Below are 16,676 nucleotides of genomic sequence, written 5' to 3'. Positions count from 1 at the left end.
TTCACACCGTCTCGCGCAACGCCACGTCGATCACCGGCGCACCCGTCAACGCGATCAATTCCTGCGCCGTCAGATTGAACACCGCATGCGGATGACCTGCTGCGGCCCACAGGCTGTCGAGTTCCAGCAGATCGGCATCGATCAGCGTGACCGGTTCCGTGGCGTGTCCGATCGGGCACACACCGCCGATCGCATAACCGGTTTTCTCGCGGACGAACTTCGCATCCGCACGGCCGATCTCGCCGACTTGCGCCGCGACCTTTTTTTCGTCGACGCGATTCGCACCGCTTGCGATCACCAGTACCGGTGCGTCGTCTTCGCGGCGGCGAAACAGGATCGACTTGGCGATCTGCGCGACCGAGCAGCCGAGACCGGCCGCGGCTTCCGCGGAGGTCTTACCGGTTTCCGGCAGCATCACGATCCGTCCCGCGTGGCCGCGTTCGCGCAACAACAGTGCGACGCGGCGTGCGGAGTCGGGCAACGCGGCGAGATCGCCGGAATCGGGAGAGGCGTGGTCCGTCATTGTTTTTCAGGTCCTCAAAGATTGGCGGAATGAGTAGCGGCAATCAAACGCAATTAGCCTGTTCGCTGCGTGCTTTGGCAAGCAACGCCTTGCCGGCGCGCGAGACGTTCGGCCGGCCGATCGACGTCGAAATGAAATCGCCGATCGCGACAACTTGCGCGAGGTCGATACCGGTTTCGATGCCGAGGCCGTTCATCAGGTACAGCACGTCTTCGGTCGCGACGTTGCCGGTCGCGCCCTTCGCATACGGGCAGCCGCCGAGTCCCGCGACTGAAGCGTGATAAATCTCGATCCCCTCCTGCAACGCGGCGTAGATGTTCGCTAGCGCCTGACCGTAGGTGTCGTGGAAGTGACCCGACAGTCGTTCACGCGGGAATACCTTGGTGACCGCTTCGAACACTTCACGTGTGCGTTTCGGCGTGCCGACGCCGATCGTATCCGCGATATCGATCTCATCGCAGCCGAGGGCCGCGAAACGTTCGACCACATCGACCACCGACGCCACCGGCACTTCGCCTTGATACGGACACCCGAGCGCACACGACACGCTGCCGCGAATCCGCAGGCCGTGTTCCTTGGCCGCTTGCGCGACCGGCGCGAATCGATCGATGCTTTCCGCGATGCTGCAATTGATGTTCTTCTGCGAGAACGCTTCGCTGGCGGCGCCGAAGATCACGATCTCGTCCGCGCGCGCGGCGAGTGCGCCTTCGAAACCGCGCAGATTCGGCGTCAGCACCGAGTAGATCGTGCCGGGGCGACGCTCGATGCCGGCCATGACGTCGGCGCCGTCGGCCATCTGCGGCACCCATTTCGGCGATACGAACGACGCGGCTTCGACGTTGCGGATACCCGCTGCGGACAAGCGGTTGATCAACTCGATCTTGATCGCGGTGGGGACAAATTCTTTCTCGTTCTGCAGTCCGTCACGCGGACCGACTTCGACGATTTTGACGTGTTGGGGCAATGCCATGATGTGTCTCCTGTGTCGACCGGAGTTTGCGCTTTAGCGCGTTACTCCGGTCCCATGCAAAGCTGTCGACCGGAGTTTGCGCTTTAGCGCGTTACTCCGGTCCCATGCAAAGCTGTCGACCGGGGTTTGCGCTTTAGCGCGTTACTCCGGTCCCATGCAATGAGCCCGCGGGTGGCGGCGCTCCTTCAGTTGCTCAGTTGACTTCGGCGGTAGTGTTCAAAATCCGTGCTCGATAGATGTGTCCAGTCTCCGCGCTCAGTATCCACGCTCAATATCGACCACGCCACTCACCGTTTCGCCGTGCATCAGCGCCGCCATTTTCCGTGCGACCTGCGCGACGCTTTCTTCACGCAACGTGAGCGCAGACACGTGTGGCGTAATCGTGATGCGCGGCTCCTGCCAGAACAGATGATCGGCTGGCAACGGTTCTTCGCGGAACACGTCCAGCGTCGCGGCGGCGAGCTGGCCGCTTGCGAGCGCTTCGAGCAGATCCTGTTCGACCAGATGGCCGCCGCGTGCGACGTTGATCAGATACGCACCCTTCGCGAGCTTCGAAAAGGTGTGTTTGTTCAGCACGTCGCCCGTATCAGGCGTATGCGGCAGCAAATTCACCAGCACTTTCACGCCGTCGAGGAACGCATCGAGCTGCGCAACGCCTGCGAAAGTCGTGATGCCGTCGATTTGCCGCGCGCTGCGGCTATACCCGCGCACTGGCATGCCGAACGCCGCCACCGCTTGTGCGACATGCGCACCGAGCACGCCGAGACCGAGCACGCCGATAGTGAAGGTCTCGCGCGGATGCGGATCGAGCACTTCCCAGCGGCGCTCGCCTTGCAGCGTCTGGTATTCGTCGAAACGGCGCAGGTAGCGCAGCACCGCATGCGTCACATATTCGGCCATTTGCGGCGCCATGCCGGTGTCTTCGAGCCTGATCAACTGGGCGTTGCGCGGCAGCGTGCCGGGTTGCTTGTGTTCGAGCGCGAGGATCGCATCGACGCCTGCGCCGAGATTGAAGATCGCGCGCAGATCGTCGCGGCCGGCCAGCATCTCACGTGGCGGCCGCCAAACGACCGCGAAGTCGGCCGGTTCGGTGTCGCCCGTCTGCCATTCGCGCAGATCGGCTTCCGGTAGCGCACGGGCGAAATCGTGAAGCCACGCGGCGGCGTCGGCATGCGGCATGTAGAAGAGGATTTTCATACGGTCCGGAAGGCGCGTGCGTTGTCGAGTCTGATGGCGGGAAAGGCCCGAAAGTACGGCGGCAATGCCCGTGGCGCTTCAGACGACGCTTGCGGCATGGGGCCTCCTCCTTTTATGGATAGGCTTCATTCTACTTTTTCGACGCGAATCGCGTGCGTTTGCGCACGAGCGTGCTGTTTTGGCCTGAGCCTCTGGCCCGCCCACGTTCCCTGGCCTGGCTCGCACCGAGCCGCGGGCCACGGCTACGACCACGGCGGGGCGAAGCGATCTGGCCGCGCATTCGCCCCATAACCAAAGCACAAAAACTTGGTTCACCCTTGCGGCGCCCGGCGGGACAATCATTTTCCGGATTCCGGCAGCGAGGGACAGACATGCTTTCATGCACCAAATCGACATGGCCGCCGCGGCTCGTCACCGTTCCCGGCCTGCACGGCAGCGAGGGCGCGCACTGGCAAACATGGCTCGAGCGGCAATTCGCGCGCTCGCTGCGCGTCGAACAGGCTGACTGGGACGCCCCGGACGTCGCCCTCTGGGCGAAGTCGCTGCGCGATCTGATTGCACGCGAACGGGGGCCGTTCGTGCTGGCCGCTCACAGCTTCGGTTGCCTTGCGACCGCGTATGCGCTGCAGCAGGCCTCGTATGCGAACGATGTGGTCGGCGTGCTGTTCGTCGCGCCTGCGAGCCCGGAGAAATTCGCCTTCGCCGGACCATTCGACGCACGGCGTCTCGGCGTGCCGTCGATTCTGATCGGCAGCGAAACCGACCCGTGGATGCCGATCACCGGTTCGCGCGATCTCGCACAGCGTTTCGGCAGCGCATTCGTCAATCTCGGCGACGCGGGACACATCAATACCGCGGCGGGATTCGGACCGTGGCCGCGTGCCAAGTATTTTGTCGATACGCTGGTGCATTGCGCGGCGCCGCTGCGCTTTCGCGAGGAGACGTTCGAAGTCGCACAGCACGCGTTTGTTTGAGTGGGCGTGAGTGCTGCGTCCGGCGTTTGGGTGTCGATTGCGGATGAGGTGATTGCGTCATCAGATGCATAACTAGTGCCCAATTGAGCGCGAGTGAACAAGTAAGCGATCCGTTAGAATCCCGCTTCACGCTGCACGTTTGTGCGGCCACAGATTTTTATCATCGAAAGGCGGGGACAAGATGGCAGGCAAGACGGGGACATCGCGCTGGTTCGCAGCCGGCGTGACGGCAATGACGCTCGCGCTCGGCGGCATCTCGACGGCGCACGCGGACACGTCGCTGCTCAACGTGTCGTACGACGTGACGCGCGAGTTGTACAAGGACATCAACGCCGGCTTCATCACGGCATACAAGCAGAAGAGCGGCGAGACTGTGTCGATTCGCCAGTCGCATGGTGCGTCGAGCGCTCAGGCGCTGTCGGTATTGCAAGGACTGCAGGCCGACGTCGTGACGATGAACCAGCCGAACGACATCGACCTGCTTGCCGAAAAGGGCCAACTGGTGCCCGCCAACTGGCGCACGCGTTTGCCGGACGACAGCGCCCCGTACACCACGACGATGGTGTTCCTCGTGCGCAAGGGTAATCCGAAGCACATCAAGGACTGGGACGACCTTGCCAAACCTGGCGTGCAAGTGGTGATCGCGAATCCGAAGACGTCGGGTAACGGCCGCTACGCGTATCTGGCGGCATGGGGTTATCGCAAGCAACACGGCGGCACCGATGCACAGGCGCTCGACTTCGAAAAGGCGATTTTCAAAAATGTGCCGGTGCTCGATACGGGCGGCCGCGGCGCGACGACCACGTTTACGCAGCGCGGGATTGGCGACGTGCTGGTGACGTTCGAAAACGAAGTGTCATTGATCGACACGGGTGTGGGCGCGGGCAATTTCGAAGCGGTGTATCCGTCGGTGAGCCTGCTGGCTGCGCCGCCGGTGTCGATCGTCGACAAGGTGGTCGACAAGCGTGGCACGCGCAAGGAAGCGCAGGCGTATCTCGACTATCTCTGGTCACCGGCTGCGCAGGAAATCATTGCTGAGCATCATCTGCGTCCGCGTGACAAGAACGTACTCGCGAAGCATGCGGCGGAGTTCAAACCGATCAGGACATTCACCGTTGAAGAGATGTTCGGCAACTGGCAGAAAGCGCAGCAAGCGCATTTCTCTGATGGCGGGACGTTCGATCAGATCATTGTGGATAAGAAGTAAATCTCTGCCTCAGAAGTAGAAAGGCCGCCTCGTTTCCGAACGGCCCTCCAGATCGTTGGACGAATGTCCAACTTCGAGGGGGCAGTTCTTTGCGAGGCGGCCTTTTTTATTGCGCATGCTTATCATGCGCCGGGTGCATGTGGTTCTTCAGTTCGGCGCAGCGTGCGCGTTCTGATCATGCGCGCAGCTATGCTCGCAGCCGTTCTGATCCAGCGGCATCTGCTGCGCCGCTTCCGCGCGAATGCCGAGGCGTTCGAGCAGCTTGCGGTCCGCTTCGGCTTGCGGGTTACTGGTGGTCAGCAACTGGTCGCCGTAGAAAATCGAGTTCGCGCCAGCCAGAAAACACAAGGCCTGCAACGCTTCGTCCATCTGCTCGCGGCCTGCTGACAGACGCACCATCGCGCGCGGCATTGTGATGCGTGCAATCGCAATGGTACGTACAAATTCGAACGGATCGATTGCTTCGGTGCCGCTCAGCGGCGTGCCTTCTACTTGCACCAGGTTGTTGATGGGCACCGATTCCGGATACGGCTCCATGTTCGCCAGTTGCGCGATCAGGCCGGCGCGCTCACGGCGCGATTCGCCCAAACCGACAATTCCGCCGCAGCACACGTTGATGCCCGCATCGCGCACGCGCTCCAGCGTGTCGAGACGGTCCTGATACGTGCGCGTCAAAATGATCTGGCCGTAAAACTCCGGCGACGTGTCGAGGTTGTGGTTGTAGTAGTCGAGACCCGCATCGCGCAGACCTTGCGCCTGATGCGTTTCGAGCATGCCGAGCGTCACGCAGGTTTCGAGTCCCATCGCTTTCACACCGCGGATCATGTCCTTGATCGGCTCGAGGTGGCGGTCCTTCGGATTGCGCCACGCCGCGCCCATGCAGAAGCGCGTCGCGCCGTTTTCCTTGGCGACCTTGGCGGCGGCCAGGACTTCATCGACCGGCATCAGCTTGTCGGCTTGCAGGCCCGTGTCGTGATGCACCGACTGCGGACAGTACGCGCAATCTTCTTCGCAACCGCCCGTCTTGATCGACAGCAGCGTCGACAGTTGTACCGTGTTGGCGTCGAAATGTTCGCGGTGGGTTTGCTGCGCGCGGAACATCAGGTCGTTGAACGGCAATTCGTACAACGCGACGATGTCGGCGACGCGCCACTTGGCAACCGGCTTGGCGCCTATTGCGGCGTTGTTGTTGGCGGCGGCCGTGTCGGCTTGCGCCGGAGCGATGTTCAATTGCGTCATGTCGTCAATCCTCATGGATGGATGTGATGGTTTTTCAGCGCTGCGCGTGACGCAGCGTCTGCAGAAGCCGGTTGATGTCGAGTTGATCCGCCGCGAGTTCGGGCGAAGCCGGGCACAAATGCGGCACGATGCCGAGCAGAGGCGCGTCGTGTTCGCGCGCAAGATGCTCGCGAATCGAGGCGATGTTTTCATCGGGGAACGTCATGTCGGGATCGATGCGATTTGCCACCCAGCCGGCAAGCCTCAGCCCACGCACGGCGATCGCTTCAGCGGTAAGCAACGCATGGCTGATGCAGCCAAGGCGCATGCCGACCACCAGAACGACCGGCAGGTTCAGCGCGACGGCGAGGTCGGCGGTGTCTTGCGTTGCGGTCAGCGGCACGCGAAAACCACCGACGCCTTCGACTACGACCACATCCGCTTTCGCCAGCGCTTGCGCATGGCAATCGACGATGTGGTCGAGATCGAACGTGACGTTTTCCAGCGCGGCGGCAATATGGGGCGCGGCGGGTTCCCTCAACATATACGGCGTGCGAATCGCAGGCGGCAGCAGGACGCTCGACGCGGCATCGAGTTGATCCGCGTCTTCGTTATGCAACACACCGTTCGCTTCGAAAGCGCCCGCGGCGATCGGCTTCATCGCGGCGGCTTGCAGGCCTTCGCGAACGAAGCCGCGCAGAAGCGCTGCGGAGACGAATGTCTTGCCGATTTCCGTATCGGTGCCGGTGACGAATAGGGACAGCGCGCTTTGACTCGAGCCAATCATGCTGCCTTCGCCCCGAGTTGTTGCAAGCCCGCTTCGAGCCGGTCGAGATCCGCTTGCGAATGCGCGGCGGAAAGCGAAATGCGCAGTCGCGACGTCCCTGCTGGCACGGTCGGCGGACGGATCGCCGGCACCCACAGACCGGCGCGATCGAGCGTAGCCGCGATATCGAGCGTGGCATCGTTCGCGCCGATGATCAGCGGTTGCACGGCAGTGTGCGAATCCACCGGCAGCCACGGCGTGGCTTTTAGCATCGCGCGCGTGCGTTCGATCAGTCGCTGGAGATGGGCGCGCCGCGCGTCACCTTCTTCGCCACCGATGATACGCAGGCTTGCCGACACCGCATGCGCCGCAGCGGGAACCGAAGCGGTCGTGAAGATGTACGGACGCGCGCGCTGCACGAGCCATTCGATCACGGTCTCGTGAGCGGTCACAAAAGCGCCTGAAACACCCGCGGCCTTGCCAAGTGTGCCGATCGAAATCAGATTCGGCGAGCGCAATGCGGCCTGGGCGATTGCGCCGCGGCCTTGCGGACCGAGCACGCCGAAGCCGTGTGCATCGTCGACGATCAACCACGCGCCGTGCTGTTCCGCGAGTTCGAGCAGGCGTGGCAAGGGCGCGATATCGCCATCCATGCTGAATACCGTATCGGAGACGATCACTTTGACTTCGGCGTCCGACGCGTCGAGCATCGCGCTCAACGCTTCCATATCGCAGTGCGGATAGATCTGCACATCCGCACGAGACAGGCGCGCACCATCGATCAGGGATGCGTGATTCAGCGCATCGGAGAAGAGTGTCGTGCCACGGCCCGCGAGCGCGGTGAGCGTCGCGAGATTCGCCATATAGCCGGTGCTGAAATAGAGCGCGCGCGGCGTATCCACGAATCCACCGACGAATTCGGCGAGATCGTCTTCCAGTTGCGCATGCGCGCGCGAATGGCCGCCGAGCAGATGCGAGCCGCCACTGCCGACGCCATAACGCTGCGCGCCTTCCGCGATCGCCGCAATCAGTTGCGGATGCGCGGCGAGGCCGAGATAGTCGTTACTGGCGAAGCCGATGATTTCCCGGCCGTCGACCGTCATGTGCGCGGCGCACGGCGTGTCGGCGATGCGGCGACGGCGGCGCAGGCCGCGTTCATCGATTTCCTTCAGGCCTTGTGTGAGCGTGTCGAGCAATTGCATTAGCGGGTCTCCGCAAGCGTCGCTTCAAAGGTCTCGCGTGTGCGCGAGGCGAGCAGCGCGATTTCTTCGTCGTCGAGGATGTAGGGTGGCATCAGATACACCGTGGTCGAAATCGGGCGCAGCAGCAGTTCACGCTGCAACGCGTTTTCGAAGAAGCGGCGCGAAAATGTTTTGGCTTGCTGAGCGTCGTCGATGATTGCGTCGAACGCGAAGATCGTGCCGCACTGGCGCAGATTGCGCACGTGCTTGTGTTCGGCCAGCGGCGCGAGCGCCGACTTCAGCTTCGCGGATTTCTGCGCGTTGACGGCAAGCACGTTGTCGCTTGCAAAGAGATCGAGCGTGGCGAGCGCCGCGCGGCACGCGAGTGGATTGCCCGTGTACGAATGCGAGTGCAGGAAGCCGCGCGCGGTATCGTCGTGATAGAAGGCTTCGAAAATTTCATCGCGCGACAGCACGATCGACAGCGGCAGATACCCACCGCTGATGCCTTTCGACAGACACAGGAAGTCTGGCCAGATGCCGGCTTGTTCGCATGCGAAGAAGGTACCCGTGCGTCCACAACCCACGGCGATTTCATCGGCGATCAGATGCACGCCGTACTGATCGCAGAGCGTGCGCAAGCCGGCGATATACGACGCATCGTGCATCGCCATACCGGCTGCGCATTGCACGAGCGGCTCGACGATCAACGCGGAGATTTTCGTGGCGCGTGCTTCGAACAGCGAGCGAACCTGATCGAGCGCGCGGCGCGCAACGTCGGCTGCGGTTTCGCCGGCTTGCGCGAGCCGAGCATCGGGCGATGCAACCACGTGCGCGTGGCGAATCAGCGGATCGTAGGCGTCTTTAAAGAGCGCGACATCGGTGACGCCGAGCGCGCCGATGGTTTCGCCGTGATAGCTGTTGGCGATGCAAACGAATTCCTGCTTGTCGGCGAAGCCGCGATTGCGCCACGAGTGGAAGCTCATCTTCAGCGCGATTTCGACCGCCGACGCGCCATCGGACGCGAAGAACGCGTGACCGAGTGTGTTGCCGGTGAGCGCGCTGAGGCGCTCCGCCAGTTCGATGGCCGGTTCATGCGTGCAGCCGGCGAGCATGGCGTGTTCGAGCGTGTCGAGCTGGTCTTTCAGTGCTGCATTGATGCTTGGGTTGGCGTGGCCGAACAGGTTGACCCACCAGGAGCTGATCGCGTCCAGATAACGGTTGTTCGCGCGGTCGTAGAGCCACGCGCCCTGGCCTCGCGCGATGGGGATTAGCGGTAGGCGCTCGTGGTGCTTCATCTGGGTGCAGGGGTGCCAGACGGCACGCAGGCTGCGGGTGATCCAGTCTTCAGGGGATGCTGAGTTTTCCAAAAAGGTACTCCAGAGTGCTTTTTTGCCTGCTGCTCGGCTGGCTTTTTTAGGGCCGTTTCAGTCGCGCTGCTGTTTTTCTTTGCGCTGCGCGCGGCCTTGGGAAGGCGTGCGGGGTCGAGATTAGCGGTTTATTTCAGGCTGCGCACCTGGGGCGGGAGATGGGTTTTTGCCTGCGGTGCTGGGGTTTGGGGCTGTTCGCTGCAGGTGGTTTCAGATTCGTTCTGAAGGTCGCTAATCGACGGAGTTAACGACGGCAAAGTAGTTGGACGTTGTGGGCGGGAATTTGAGGCTAAGGTGGGGATTTGCCTCCGGCGGTGGGGTTTTTGGTTTCGCTGTGGGTTTTGTCTGGTTGCCTACGGCGGTGGGATTTCTTTGATTTGTTTGCCTGCTCCCTGCTCCCTGCTCGGCGCGGTTTTCTGTGCGCTTTTGGCGTTGGTCTTGCCTTGATCTGGATTGTTTGGTCTTTGGCCTTTCCTTGAATTGTTATTGGTTGATTAGCGTCGCCCCTGTGCGGGGCGGGCACTTACTTCTCTTTGCCGCCGCAAAGAGAAGTAAGCAAGAGAAAGCGGCTCACACCGCTAATTCTTAAGCGGGTCCGCCGCGCAGTTGCGGTAGTGGTGCATCTGGAATCCGTGTCCTCGCACATTCGGCGTGAGTGACAAAGGGCTCATCAGCTCCCACTCCGCACTGCGCGCGTCGCGGATGGGGCTGCCAGGGAAACCTGGGGCTTCGGTTGCGCGTGGTGGGGCCATCGGCTTCGCCTCGGCGCGGGCGGAGAAGGGCTTCGTTGAGGGGCGGTGGGGGCCATCGGCTTCGCCTCGGCGACGACGGAATTGCATGGGAAGCCAAGGGCTTCGTTGAGGGCGGTGGGGGCCGTCGGCTTTGCCTTGGCGACGACGGAATTGCGTGGGAAGCCAAGGGGCTTCGTGGAGGGGCGGTGGGAACCATCGACGCCGCCTCGGCGTAGCGCCGAATGGAGCGCGAGCGGGAAACGCAGCCATCGGTTTTATGAAGTGCGCGTCGGCGCGCGCAGCGCCGCCGGAAGTATGACGCCCTTGTCACTGGCGTCGAATGTGCGAGGGCGCAGATTCCAGATGCACCACTACCGTGGCTGCGCGGGGGACCCGCTTAAGAATTAGCGGTTTGAGCCGCTTTCTCTTGCTTACTTCTCTTTGCGGCGGCCGGTGTGTGTCAAGGTAGTTGTCGCATGAACCGTTACGCTGCGTGCTTATACATTTTGGCCGACGCGTGAGTTCGCTCCGGGTTCAGATAGACCGAGTCTGCCAGGTGCCAGTTGCGGATGGCACCTGACCAGCGTGCGGGGTTCTGCCTGCGCGCGTCTTCGTACAGCGCACACCGGCGGGCCAGCAGATCGTTGGCTTCGCCGCGATGCCGTTGCCCCGGACTGACATACTTCAGGCCGCTGTGACAGTGCTCTTCGTTGTACCACTGCACGAAGCGCTGCACCCATTCCCGGGCCGCCTCCAGCGTGTCGAACGGCTGCTCGGGCCATAACGGACAGTACTTCGCCGTGCGGAACAGCGACTCGGCAAAGGCATTGTCGTTGCTCACGCGCGGCCGGCTGAACGAAGGCTGCACACCCAGATCGATCATGGCCGCGCGCATCGTGGCGCCTTTCATTGCACTGCCGTTATCCGAGTGCAGCACCAGCGGACGCCCGGCGATACCTTCACGCAAACATCCCTTGTTCAGCAACTCGCTCGCGTGCTCAGCCGACTCCTGCTCCCACACCTCGTTCATCACCAGTTTGCGGCTGTAGATGTCTTTCATCATGTACCAGTAGAAGTACCGGCCCCTGACCGTGCCCGGCATCCACGTGATATCCCAGCACCACACCTGGTTCGGACCATCGGCACAGTGCGTCGTGAGCGTGCGTCGTTGCGGGGCTCGCGCGCGGCCCCGGCGCTGGCCCTGTCCTGCTGCTTTCAGTATCCGGTAGAACGTCGATTCGCAAGCCAGATAAATCCCTTCATCCGCCAGCTTCGGCACGATCTGGTGCGGCGTCAGGCTCGCGTAGCCCGGACGGTTGGCCGCATCGAGCACGGCCTGACGTTCTGCCTCACTCAGCCTGTTGGGCGGCGCTGCACGCTTCACCTGAGCGCGCCCGTCCTGCGGCGACAGGCGCCAGCGCTGGACACTGCGCACGCTGAGCCCCAACTGCTCGCACGCACGCGAGCGGCGCGCTCCCTGCTGTACAGCTTCATCGATCAACTGCATGGCTTCATCGCGATCCGGGCGGCTGATCAGTCTTCCTCTTCCTTGCCCCAGATCGCTTCGGCTTTTTTTCGCAGATTCAGCAAGGCCGCCGCCTCCGCGCGGGCCGCGTCAGCGCGTTTGAGCTGGCGCTCGAGTTCACGGATGCGCTTTTGCGCAGCCTTCGCCTCGTTGCGCTGGGCCGCCGTGGGCTTCGTTTCAGGCACCGCGTTGGCCTGCTCGCACGCCTCGCGCCACTGCCGGATCTGCTCCGGATAAATGCCTTTACTGCGGCAGTATTGTGAGGTCTCGATCTCGTTGAGCGACGCCGTCTCCAGCACCGCCCTGAACTTCCCGGCGCTTGACCACTGATCGCCCGTTTTGCCATTGCCCGGCATGAATTTCCCTGTATCTCTTGCATGCTGCCGCCAGGTCCGCAGCGTCACCGTGGTGATGCCCGTCGCCCCCGCCAGCTCGATGACCGCACGATTGAACGGCGGCATCATCTGCTGGATTACCCATTCCCGGGTTTCCGCTGAATAGCGTTTCATCTTCCATTCGCTGTCCGCCCCCCATCTTTACACCAATCGGTTCGGGTGAGGCGACAACTAGCCTGACATGGAGGGCGGCAAAGAGAAGTAAGTGCCTGCCCCGCACAGGGGCGACACTAATAAACCAATAAGAATTCAAGGAAAGGCCAACGCCACAGGCGTTCAGACGAACAAGCGCCGCGCAGGCAAACAAATCAAGGAAGGGCCAACGCCACGGGCAGTCAGACAAAGACGCGCCGAGCAGGCAAACAGATCAAGGAAAGGCCAACAGACAAACAAGCGCCGCGCAGGCAAAAACCTAAACCTTAATTACGACTGGCAATAGCCCGCCGCCCACTATCAGACCCAGATGAAGAAGTCCCCGCCGTCTGCGAAGACTGAGCCCCCCATACAACGGAGTTATCCACCGCATACAACCGGCAAGGCGCCGAACTCTGCTTCTGGCAATTCGCAATAGCGACCGACATCGGATTGTCGCCGCCTTCCGCCCACGACCAGGCCCCCGAATCCGATACAGCAAAAGCCCGGCTAGGATACTGATGCAGGAAATTACGATATCCATTACGGCCCGCTTCATCGACAAACGGCACAGAGTCGACTGCATCGACCGCAGCAAACCCACTCGCCTTCGGCGCTGAAGGATCTTCGACCCGATATTGCACGCCGGTAGGCATCCCCGCCCGAGCAAGAAACGCCTCGACCGCCGGCCACCACACATGCACGCCATCGCGATCGCCCACAAGCCGATGCGCGTCATTCTTGTAGTTGCCGAAATCCACCATCTTGGCGCTCGCACCGTGTGCGGCATACGCGGCATACATGCCGGCCACCAGCGGCGCCGTCCACACTGAGTCGTTATCGCCATACAACCACAGCGACGGCACCTTCGTTTTCTCGCCGTACGCGCCGAATGCGCGCGTCAGGTTGCCCTGCCAGTCGGCACACGCGTCCTGGCGCAAACCGCCAGAGAAATTGATCAAGGCCCGCACGCCCGGCGCAGCCTCGGGACCATAAGCTATCGTCGCAAGGCCGCCGTGCGAGGTGCCGGCCACCACAATGTGCGTCGCGTCCACGTACGGCTGCTTCGACATGAAATCGATCGTCGCGGCGACGTCGCCGGCCTGGCCGATACCGTTGCGTTTGACGTCGCAACCATCCTGCTGATAAGTGCCGTCCGAACGGCCGAAGCCCTGACGGTTCGGCGCCACCACCACGTAGCCGCGGCGCACGAATTCGCGCGCGAACGGCAACGGGTCGCTGCGTTCCTGCGTGCGCGGATCGCCGGGGATCTTGCCGTGGTTGAAAACGATCATCGGAAACGGGCCTGCGCCGTCCGGTTTGTAGATCGTCGTTTCGAGCGTGACCGTGCCGTCAGCGTTGACCGGCACGCGGATGATCTGTTCGTTGAGGCCGGCGGTGGGCAGATAAACATCGTCGTCGAGCGCGATGCGCGGCACGTGTGCGCGGGTGAGCGGCCCCGTCTGGGTGTCGGCGAGGGGGTCGGCATGCGCGAGTGCGACAGCGCAGATCGCCGTTGCACACATCACCGCACACTTCGTCAGAACCTTGCTGAACACCATTGACGCACCTGCCTCAAAAACCTGCCCTGAACACCGTGACGCTTTGTCGGTCGAATGCCATCACTAACAATTGCCTTTCATCGGCGTTTTCGACAAACAAAAACACACTCGCGTACGTAGTGCGCCAAGCGCACGCACGCTAATCGAGATCGCACGGGATAAACCCAAACGGCCGACGCGACCCCACGCGCCGATGATGAGCGCCACGCACGCTGCCCAGAACCGCCGTCGAACCCTTGTTGACGGGCTCCCGGCTGGGCGTCTGCGCATTTTGCGGAATCGGTATGGACCTGCTCTCGCAACGTGACGTCACAAACCTACGGCCTCATCCTGGCACGACAATTTTGTTTTGTGCAATCAAGGAGAACCCGCGACGAAAAAATTGCCGCATGTGGATCAGGGCACGTTCGCCTGCCGGGAGGCCCGCAAAGCGCCCAGCTCGCGGTGCTTGGCTGCACGAAGCAATTCGTCGCATCACGCGCGCTGTGGTGCCGAGCCAACACGAAAAAAAAGCCCTCGTTTGAGGGCCATATGTGATCACGCTGGGCGCTGCGTAGCTGAGTTGTGTAAGGCTTTGGAAGGTGCGGCTTATTCGCTCACGTCGCCGTCGACATAGCGCCAGCACCCGTCTTCACCACGTACGAAGCGGCTCAGTTCGTGCAGCCGGTGAGCGCGGCCGCCTACCTTGTATCGTGCGACGAATTCGACTGTCGCATGGTCGGCGTTGGTTTCAGCGAAGGCCTTGATCTGCAGTCCGAGCCAACGCGGCGCGTCGGGAGCAGCAGGGTCGGCGTCGAGATCCGTGGGGCAGGTGTGGGGTGCCCAGGTCGCGCGCAAATAATCCGTTGCGCCCACAACATATGCGCTGTAACGCGAACGCATCAGTTCGAGCGCGCGCGGCGCGGTTTCTCCGCCATCGATATAGCGGCCACAGCACTGCGCGAAGCGCGGTGGTTTGGCGCCGCCGCGCTGATCGGGTGCAGCGCCGCCGCAGGGGCAGTCGGACGGTCGTTGCGTTGACAACAATGGTCTATTCATCAGATTTTCAGACAAGACCGCGCGCGATCAAAATTTTCTGGATGTCGCTGGTGCCTTCATAGATCTGGCACACGCGCACATCGCGGTAGATGCGTTCGACGGGGAAGTCGCTCAGATAGCCGTAGCCGCCATGAATCTGCAAGGCTGCCGAGCAGATGCGCTCCGCGGCTTCGGAAGCGAACAGCTTGGCCATCGCGGCTTCGGTCAGGCACGGTTGCCCGGCATCTTTTAGCGACGCGGCGTGCCAGATCAACTGGCGCGCGGCTTCGAGCTGGGTCGCCATATCGGCGAGGCGGAATTGCACGGCCTGGTGCGAAAACAGCGGTTGGCCGAAGCTCTCGCGCTCCTTCGCATACCCCAATGCCGCCTCGAACGCGGCGCGCGCCATGCCGACGCTTTGCGCCGCGATACCGATGCGCCCACCTTCGAGCCCCGATAGCGCAATCCGATAGCCTTCGCCTTCCGCGCCGATCAGATTCGCAGCCGGCACGCGGCAATCTTCGAAAATAATCTGTGCCGTGTCCGACGAGTGCTGGCCAAGCTTTTCTTCGACTCGCGCAACGACATAGCCTTTCGTATCGGTCGGCACGATAAACGCGCTGATGCCACGCTTACCCGCCGCCTTGTCGGTCACGGCCATGACGATTGCGACGTTGCCGTTCTTGCCACTCGTGATGAACTGTTTGACACCGTTCAACACGTACGTGTCGCCATCGCGTGTTGCGGTGGTGAGCAGCGCGGATGCGTCCGAGCCCGCTTGCGGTTCGGTCAGACAAAACGCGCCGAGCATCTCGCCGCGCGCGAGCGGCGTGAGCCAGTCGCGTTTCTGCGAGTCGTTGCCATAGGTCAGCAGAATGCTGCACACCGGGCAGTTGTTGACGGAAATTGCGGTCGAGGTGCCGCCGTCGCCCGCGGCGATTTCTTCGAGGATCAATGCGAGCGCCAGCGCGTCCATGCCGGCGCCGCCATAGGCTTCGGGCACCAGCACGCCATACGCGCCGAGTTCGGCGAGCTGGCGATGCACGTCCTGCGGAAAGATGCGCTCACGGTCCCATTGCGCAGCATGCGGGGTGACCGCTTCGCGAACGAACGTGCGCACCGCATCACGGATCATCTGGTGATCCTGATCAAGCATCATGGCTCGGTCTCCTCGTTAGTCTCCTCATGTGTCTCCTCACCAGTCGAGCGCCGTGCCATCGTATTGATAGAAGCGTCCGTTGAACGCTTCGGGCGACGCCGCTGCCTGCGCGAGCACGTCACGCATACCGGTGACGCTACGCGCCGGATCAATCGCCGCCTGCGCGCCACCCATGTCGGTGCGCACCCAGCCGGGGTGCAGCGAGATACACGTTGCGCGGGTTGTTTCGAGCGAGGCGATCTTCAGCGCGTCGTTCAGCGCCGCTTTACTCGCCCGATACAGCCAGCCGGTCGTGCCGCTTGCGTCGCCGATGCTGCCCATCTTGCTTGAAATCACCGCAAACACACCGCCGGCCTCTTCGACGAGCGGCAGCAGGATCGGGATCAGCTGCATCGGGCCGCGCACGTTGGTATGCATGACCTGGTCGAAATCATCGGCGGTGATCGTCTCGAGGCCTTCGGTGCGCGGGCCGTACACGCCCGACACCAGCACCGCCGCGTCGAGCCGTTCGCCGTCGAGCTTCCAGCCGAGCGCAGCGATTTCCTCGGGCGCGGTGACGTCGAGTGAAAAGGTCTCCGCGCCGAGCGCCTTCAACGCGTCGAGTGCGGCGCCGTCGCGCGCAGTGGCGAGCACGCGCCAGCCGCTCTTCCTGTACTGCCGCACAAATTCCTGGCCGATGCCGCGCGATGCACCGACGATCAATACTGTCTTCATCGAATCACCTCAAGCCCTCAAACGCCTGGAAGCGG

General features: G+C 62.4%; 14 protein-coding genes. 2 read left to right on the top strand and 12 right to left on the bottom strand.

From position 1 onward, the window contains the following. Position 1: 1 nt before the first annotated feature. From ACUN0E_RS40335 to ACUN0E_RS40325, 3 genes are all read right to left on the bottom strand, one after another. The gene (locus ACUN0E_RS40335; RefSeq protein ID WP_445570093.1) at positions 2–523 is read right to left on the bottom strand and encodes a YbaK/EbsC family protein; all 522 of its coding nucleotides are present in this window, start codon (positions 521–523) and stop codon (positions 2–4) included. Between the two features lie 43 nt (positions 524–566). Beyond that, positions 567–1,493: a hydroxymethylglutaryl-CoA lyase gene (locus ACUN0E_RS40330; protein ID WP_408231623.1), complete on the bottom strand. Its 927-nt coding sequence runs from the start codon at positions 1,491–1,493 to the stop codon at positions 567–569. Between the two features lie 255 nt (positions 1,494–1,748). After that, positions 1,749–2,690 carry a 2-hydroxyacid dehydrogenase gene (locus tag ACUN0E_RS40325; protein ID WP_445570092.1) on the bottom strand — a complete coding sequence of 314 codons (942 nt, stop codon included), beginning with the start codon at positions 2,688–2,690 and terminating at the stop codon, positions 1,749–1,751. A 371-nt stretch (positions 2,691–3,061) separates the two neighbouring features. On the opposite strand from ACUN0E_RS40325, the gene ACUN0E_RS40320 reads away from it, so the two are divergent. Together ACUN0E_RS40320 and ACUN0E_RS40315 are read left to right on the top strand one after the other, a co-directional pair. Then, positions 3,062–3,664, top strand: a complete 603-nt coding sequence (locus tag ACUN0E_RS40320; protein ID WP_445570091.1) for an RBBP9/YdeN family alpha/beta hydrolase — start codon at positions 3,062–3,064, stop codon at positions 3,662–3,664. A gap of 181 nt (positions 3,665–3,845) precedes the next feature. Beyond that, entirely contained in the window at positions 3,846–4,871 is a 1,026-nt protein-coding gene (locus tag ACUN0E_RS40315; RefSeq protein WP_445570090.1) for a sulfate ABC transporter substrate-binding protein, read from the top strand. A 147-nt stretch (positions 4,872–5,018) separates the two neighbouring features. Here the strand turns inward: ACUN0E_RS40315 and bioB are convergent, their stop codons facing one another. The 9 genes from bioB to ACUN0E_RS40270 form a co-directional block, all read right to left on the bottom strand. Beyond that, positions 5,019–6,110 carry a biotin synthase BioB gene (gene bioB, locus ACUN0E_RS40310; protein WP_445570089.1) on the bottom strand — a complete coding sequence of 364 codons (1,092 nt, stop codon included), beginning with the start codon at positions 6,108–6,110 and terminating at the stop codon, positions 5,019–5,021. Between the two features lie 34 nt (positions 6,111–6,144). Continuing rightward, entirely contained in the window at positions 6,145–6,876 is a 732-nt protein-coding gene (gene bioD, locus ACUN0E_RS40305; protein WP_445570088.1) for a dethiobiotin synthase, read from the bottom strand. Then, complete coding sequence (bioF, locus tag ACUN0E_RS40300) at positions 6,873–8,057, bottom strand: 8-amino-7-oxononanoate synthase (protein WP_445570087.1); 1,185 nt, start codon at positions 8,055–8,057, stop codon at positions 6,873–6,875. Before bioF ends, bioD begins: the two co-directional genes overlap by 4 nt. Further along, positions 8,057–9,406, bottom strand: coding sequence for an adenosylmethionine--8-amino-7-oxononanoate transaminase (bioA, locus tag ACUN0E_RS40295; protein WP_445570086.1), 1,350 nt, complete (start codon positions 9,404–9,406; stop codon positions 8,057–8,059). Before bioA ends, bioF begins: the two co-directional genes overlap by 1 nt. Positions 9,407–10,621: 1,215 nt before the next feature. Continuing rightward, positions 10,622–12,171, bottom strand: a protein-coding gene (locus tag ACUN0E_RS40290) for an IS3 family transposase (protein ID WP_445566636.1) whose coding sequence is annotated in 2 segments (ribosomal slippage) — positions 10,622–11,697 and positions 11,697–12,171 — 1,551 coding nt in all. Because the reading frame shifts where the segments join, the coding sequence is not laid out codon by codon here. A gap of 305 nt (positions 12,172–12,476) precedes the next feature. After that, the gene (locus ACUN0E_RS40285; RefSeq protein ID WP_445570085.1) at positions 12,477–13,751 is read right to left on the bottom strand and encodes a dienelactone hydrolase family protein; all 1,275 of its coding nucleotides are present in this window, start codon (positions 13,749–13,751) and stop codon (positions 12,477–12,479) included. A gap of 588 nt (positions 13,752–14,339) precedes the next feature. Next, positions 14,340–14,789, bottom strand: a complete 450-nt coding sequence (locus ACUN0E_RS40280) for a YchJ family protein (RefSeq protein ID WP_408231650.1) — start codon at positions 14,787–14,789, stop codon at positions 14,340–14,342. Between the two features lie 7 nt (positions 14,790–14,796). Beyond that, positions 14,797–15,927, bottom strand: a complete 1,131-nt coding sequence (locus ACUN0E_RS40275) for an acyl-CoA dehydrogenase family protein (protein ID WP_445570084.1) — start codon at positions 15,925–15,927, stop codon at positions 14,797–14,799. A 36-nt stretch (positions 15,928–15,963) separates the two neighbouring features. Then, complete coding sequence (locus ACUN0E_RS40270; RefSeq protein ID WP_445570083.1) at positions 15,964–16,641, bottom strand: SDR family oxidoreductase; 678 nt, start codon at positions 16,639–16,641, stop codon at positions 15,964–15,966. Positions 16,642–16,676: the final 35 nt, after the last annotated feature.

The organism is Paraburkholderia sp. D1E (assembly GCF_052682275.1).
This window is presented reverse-complemented; position numbering and strand designations above follow the sequence as displayed.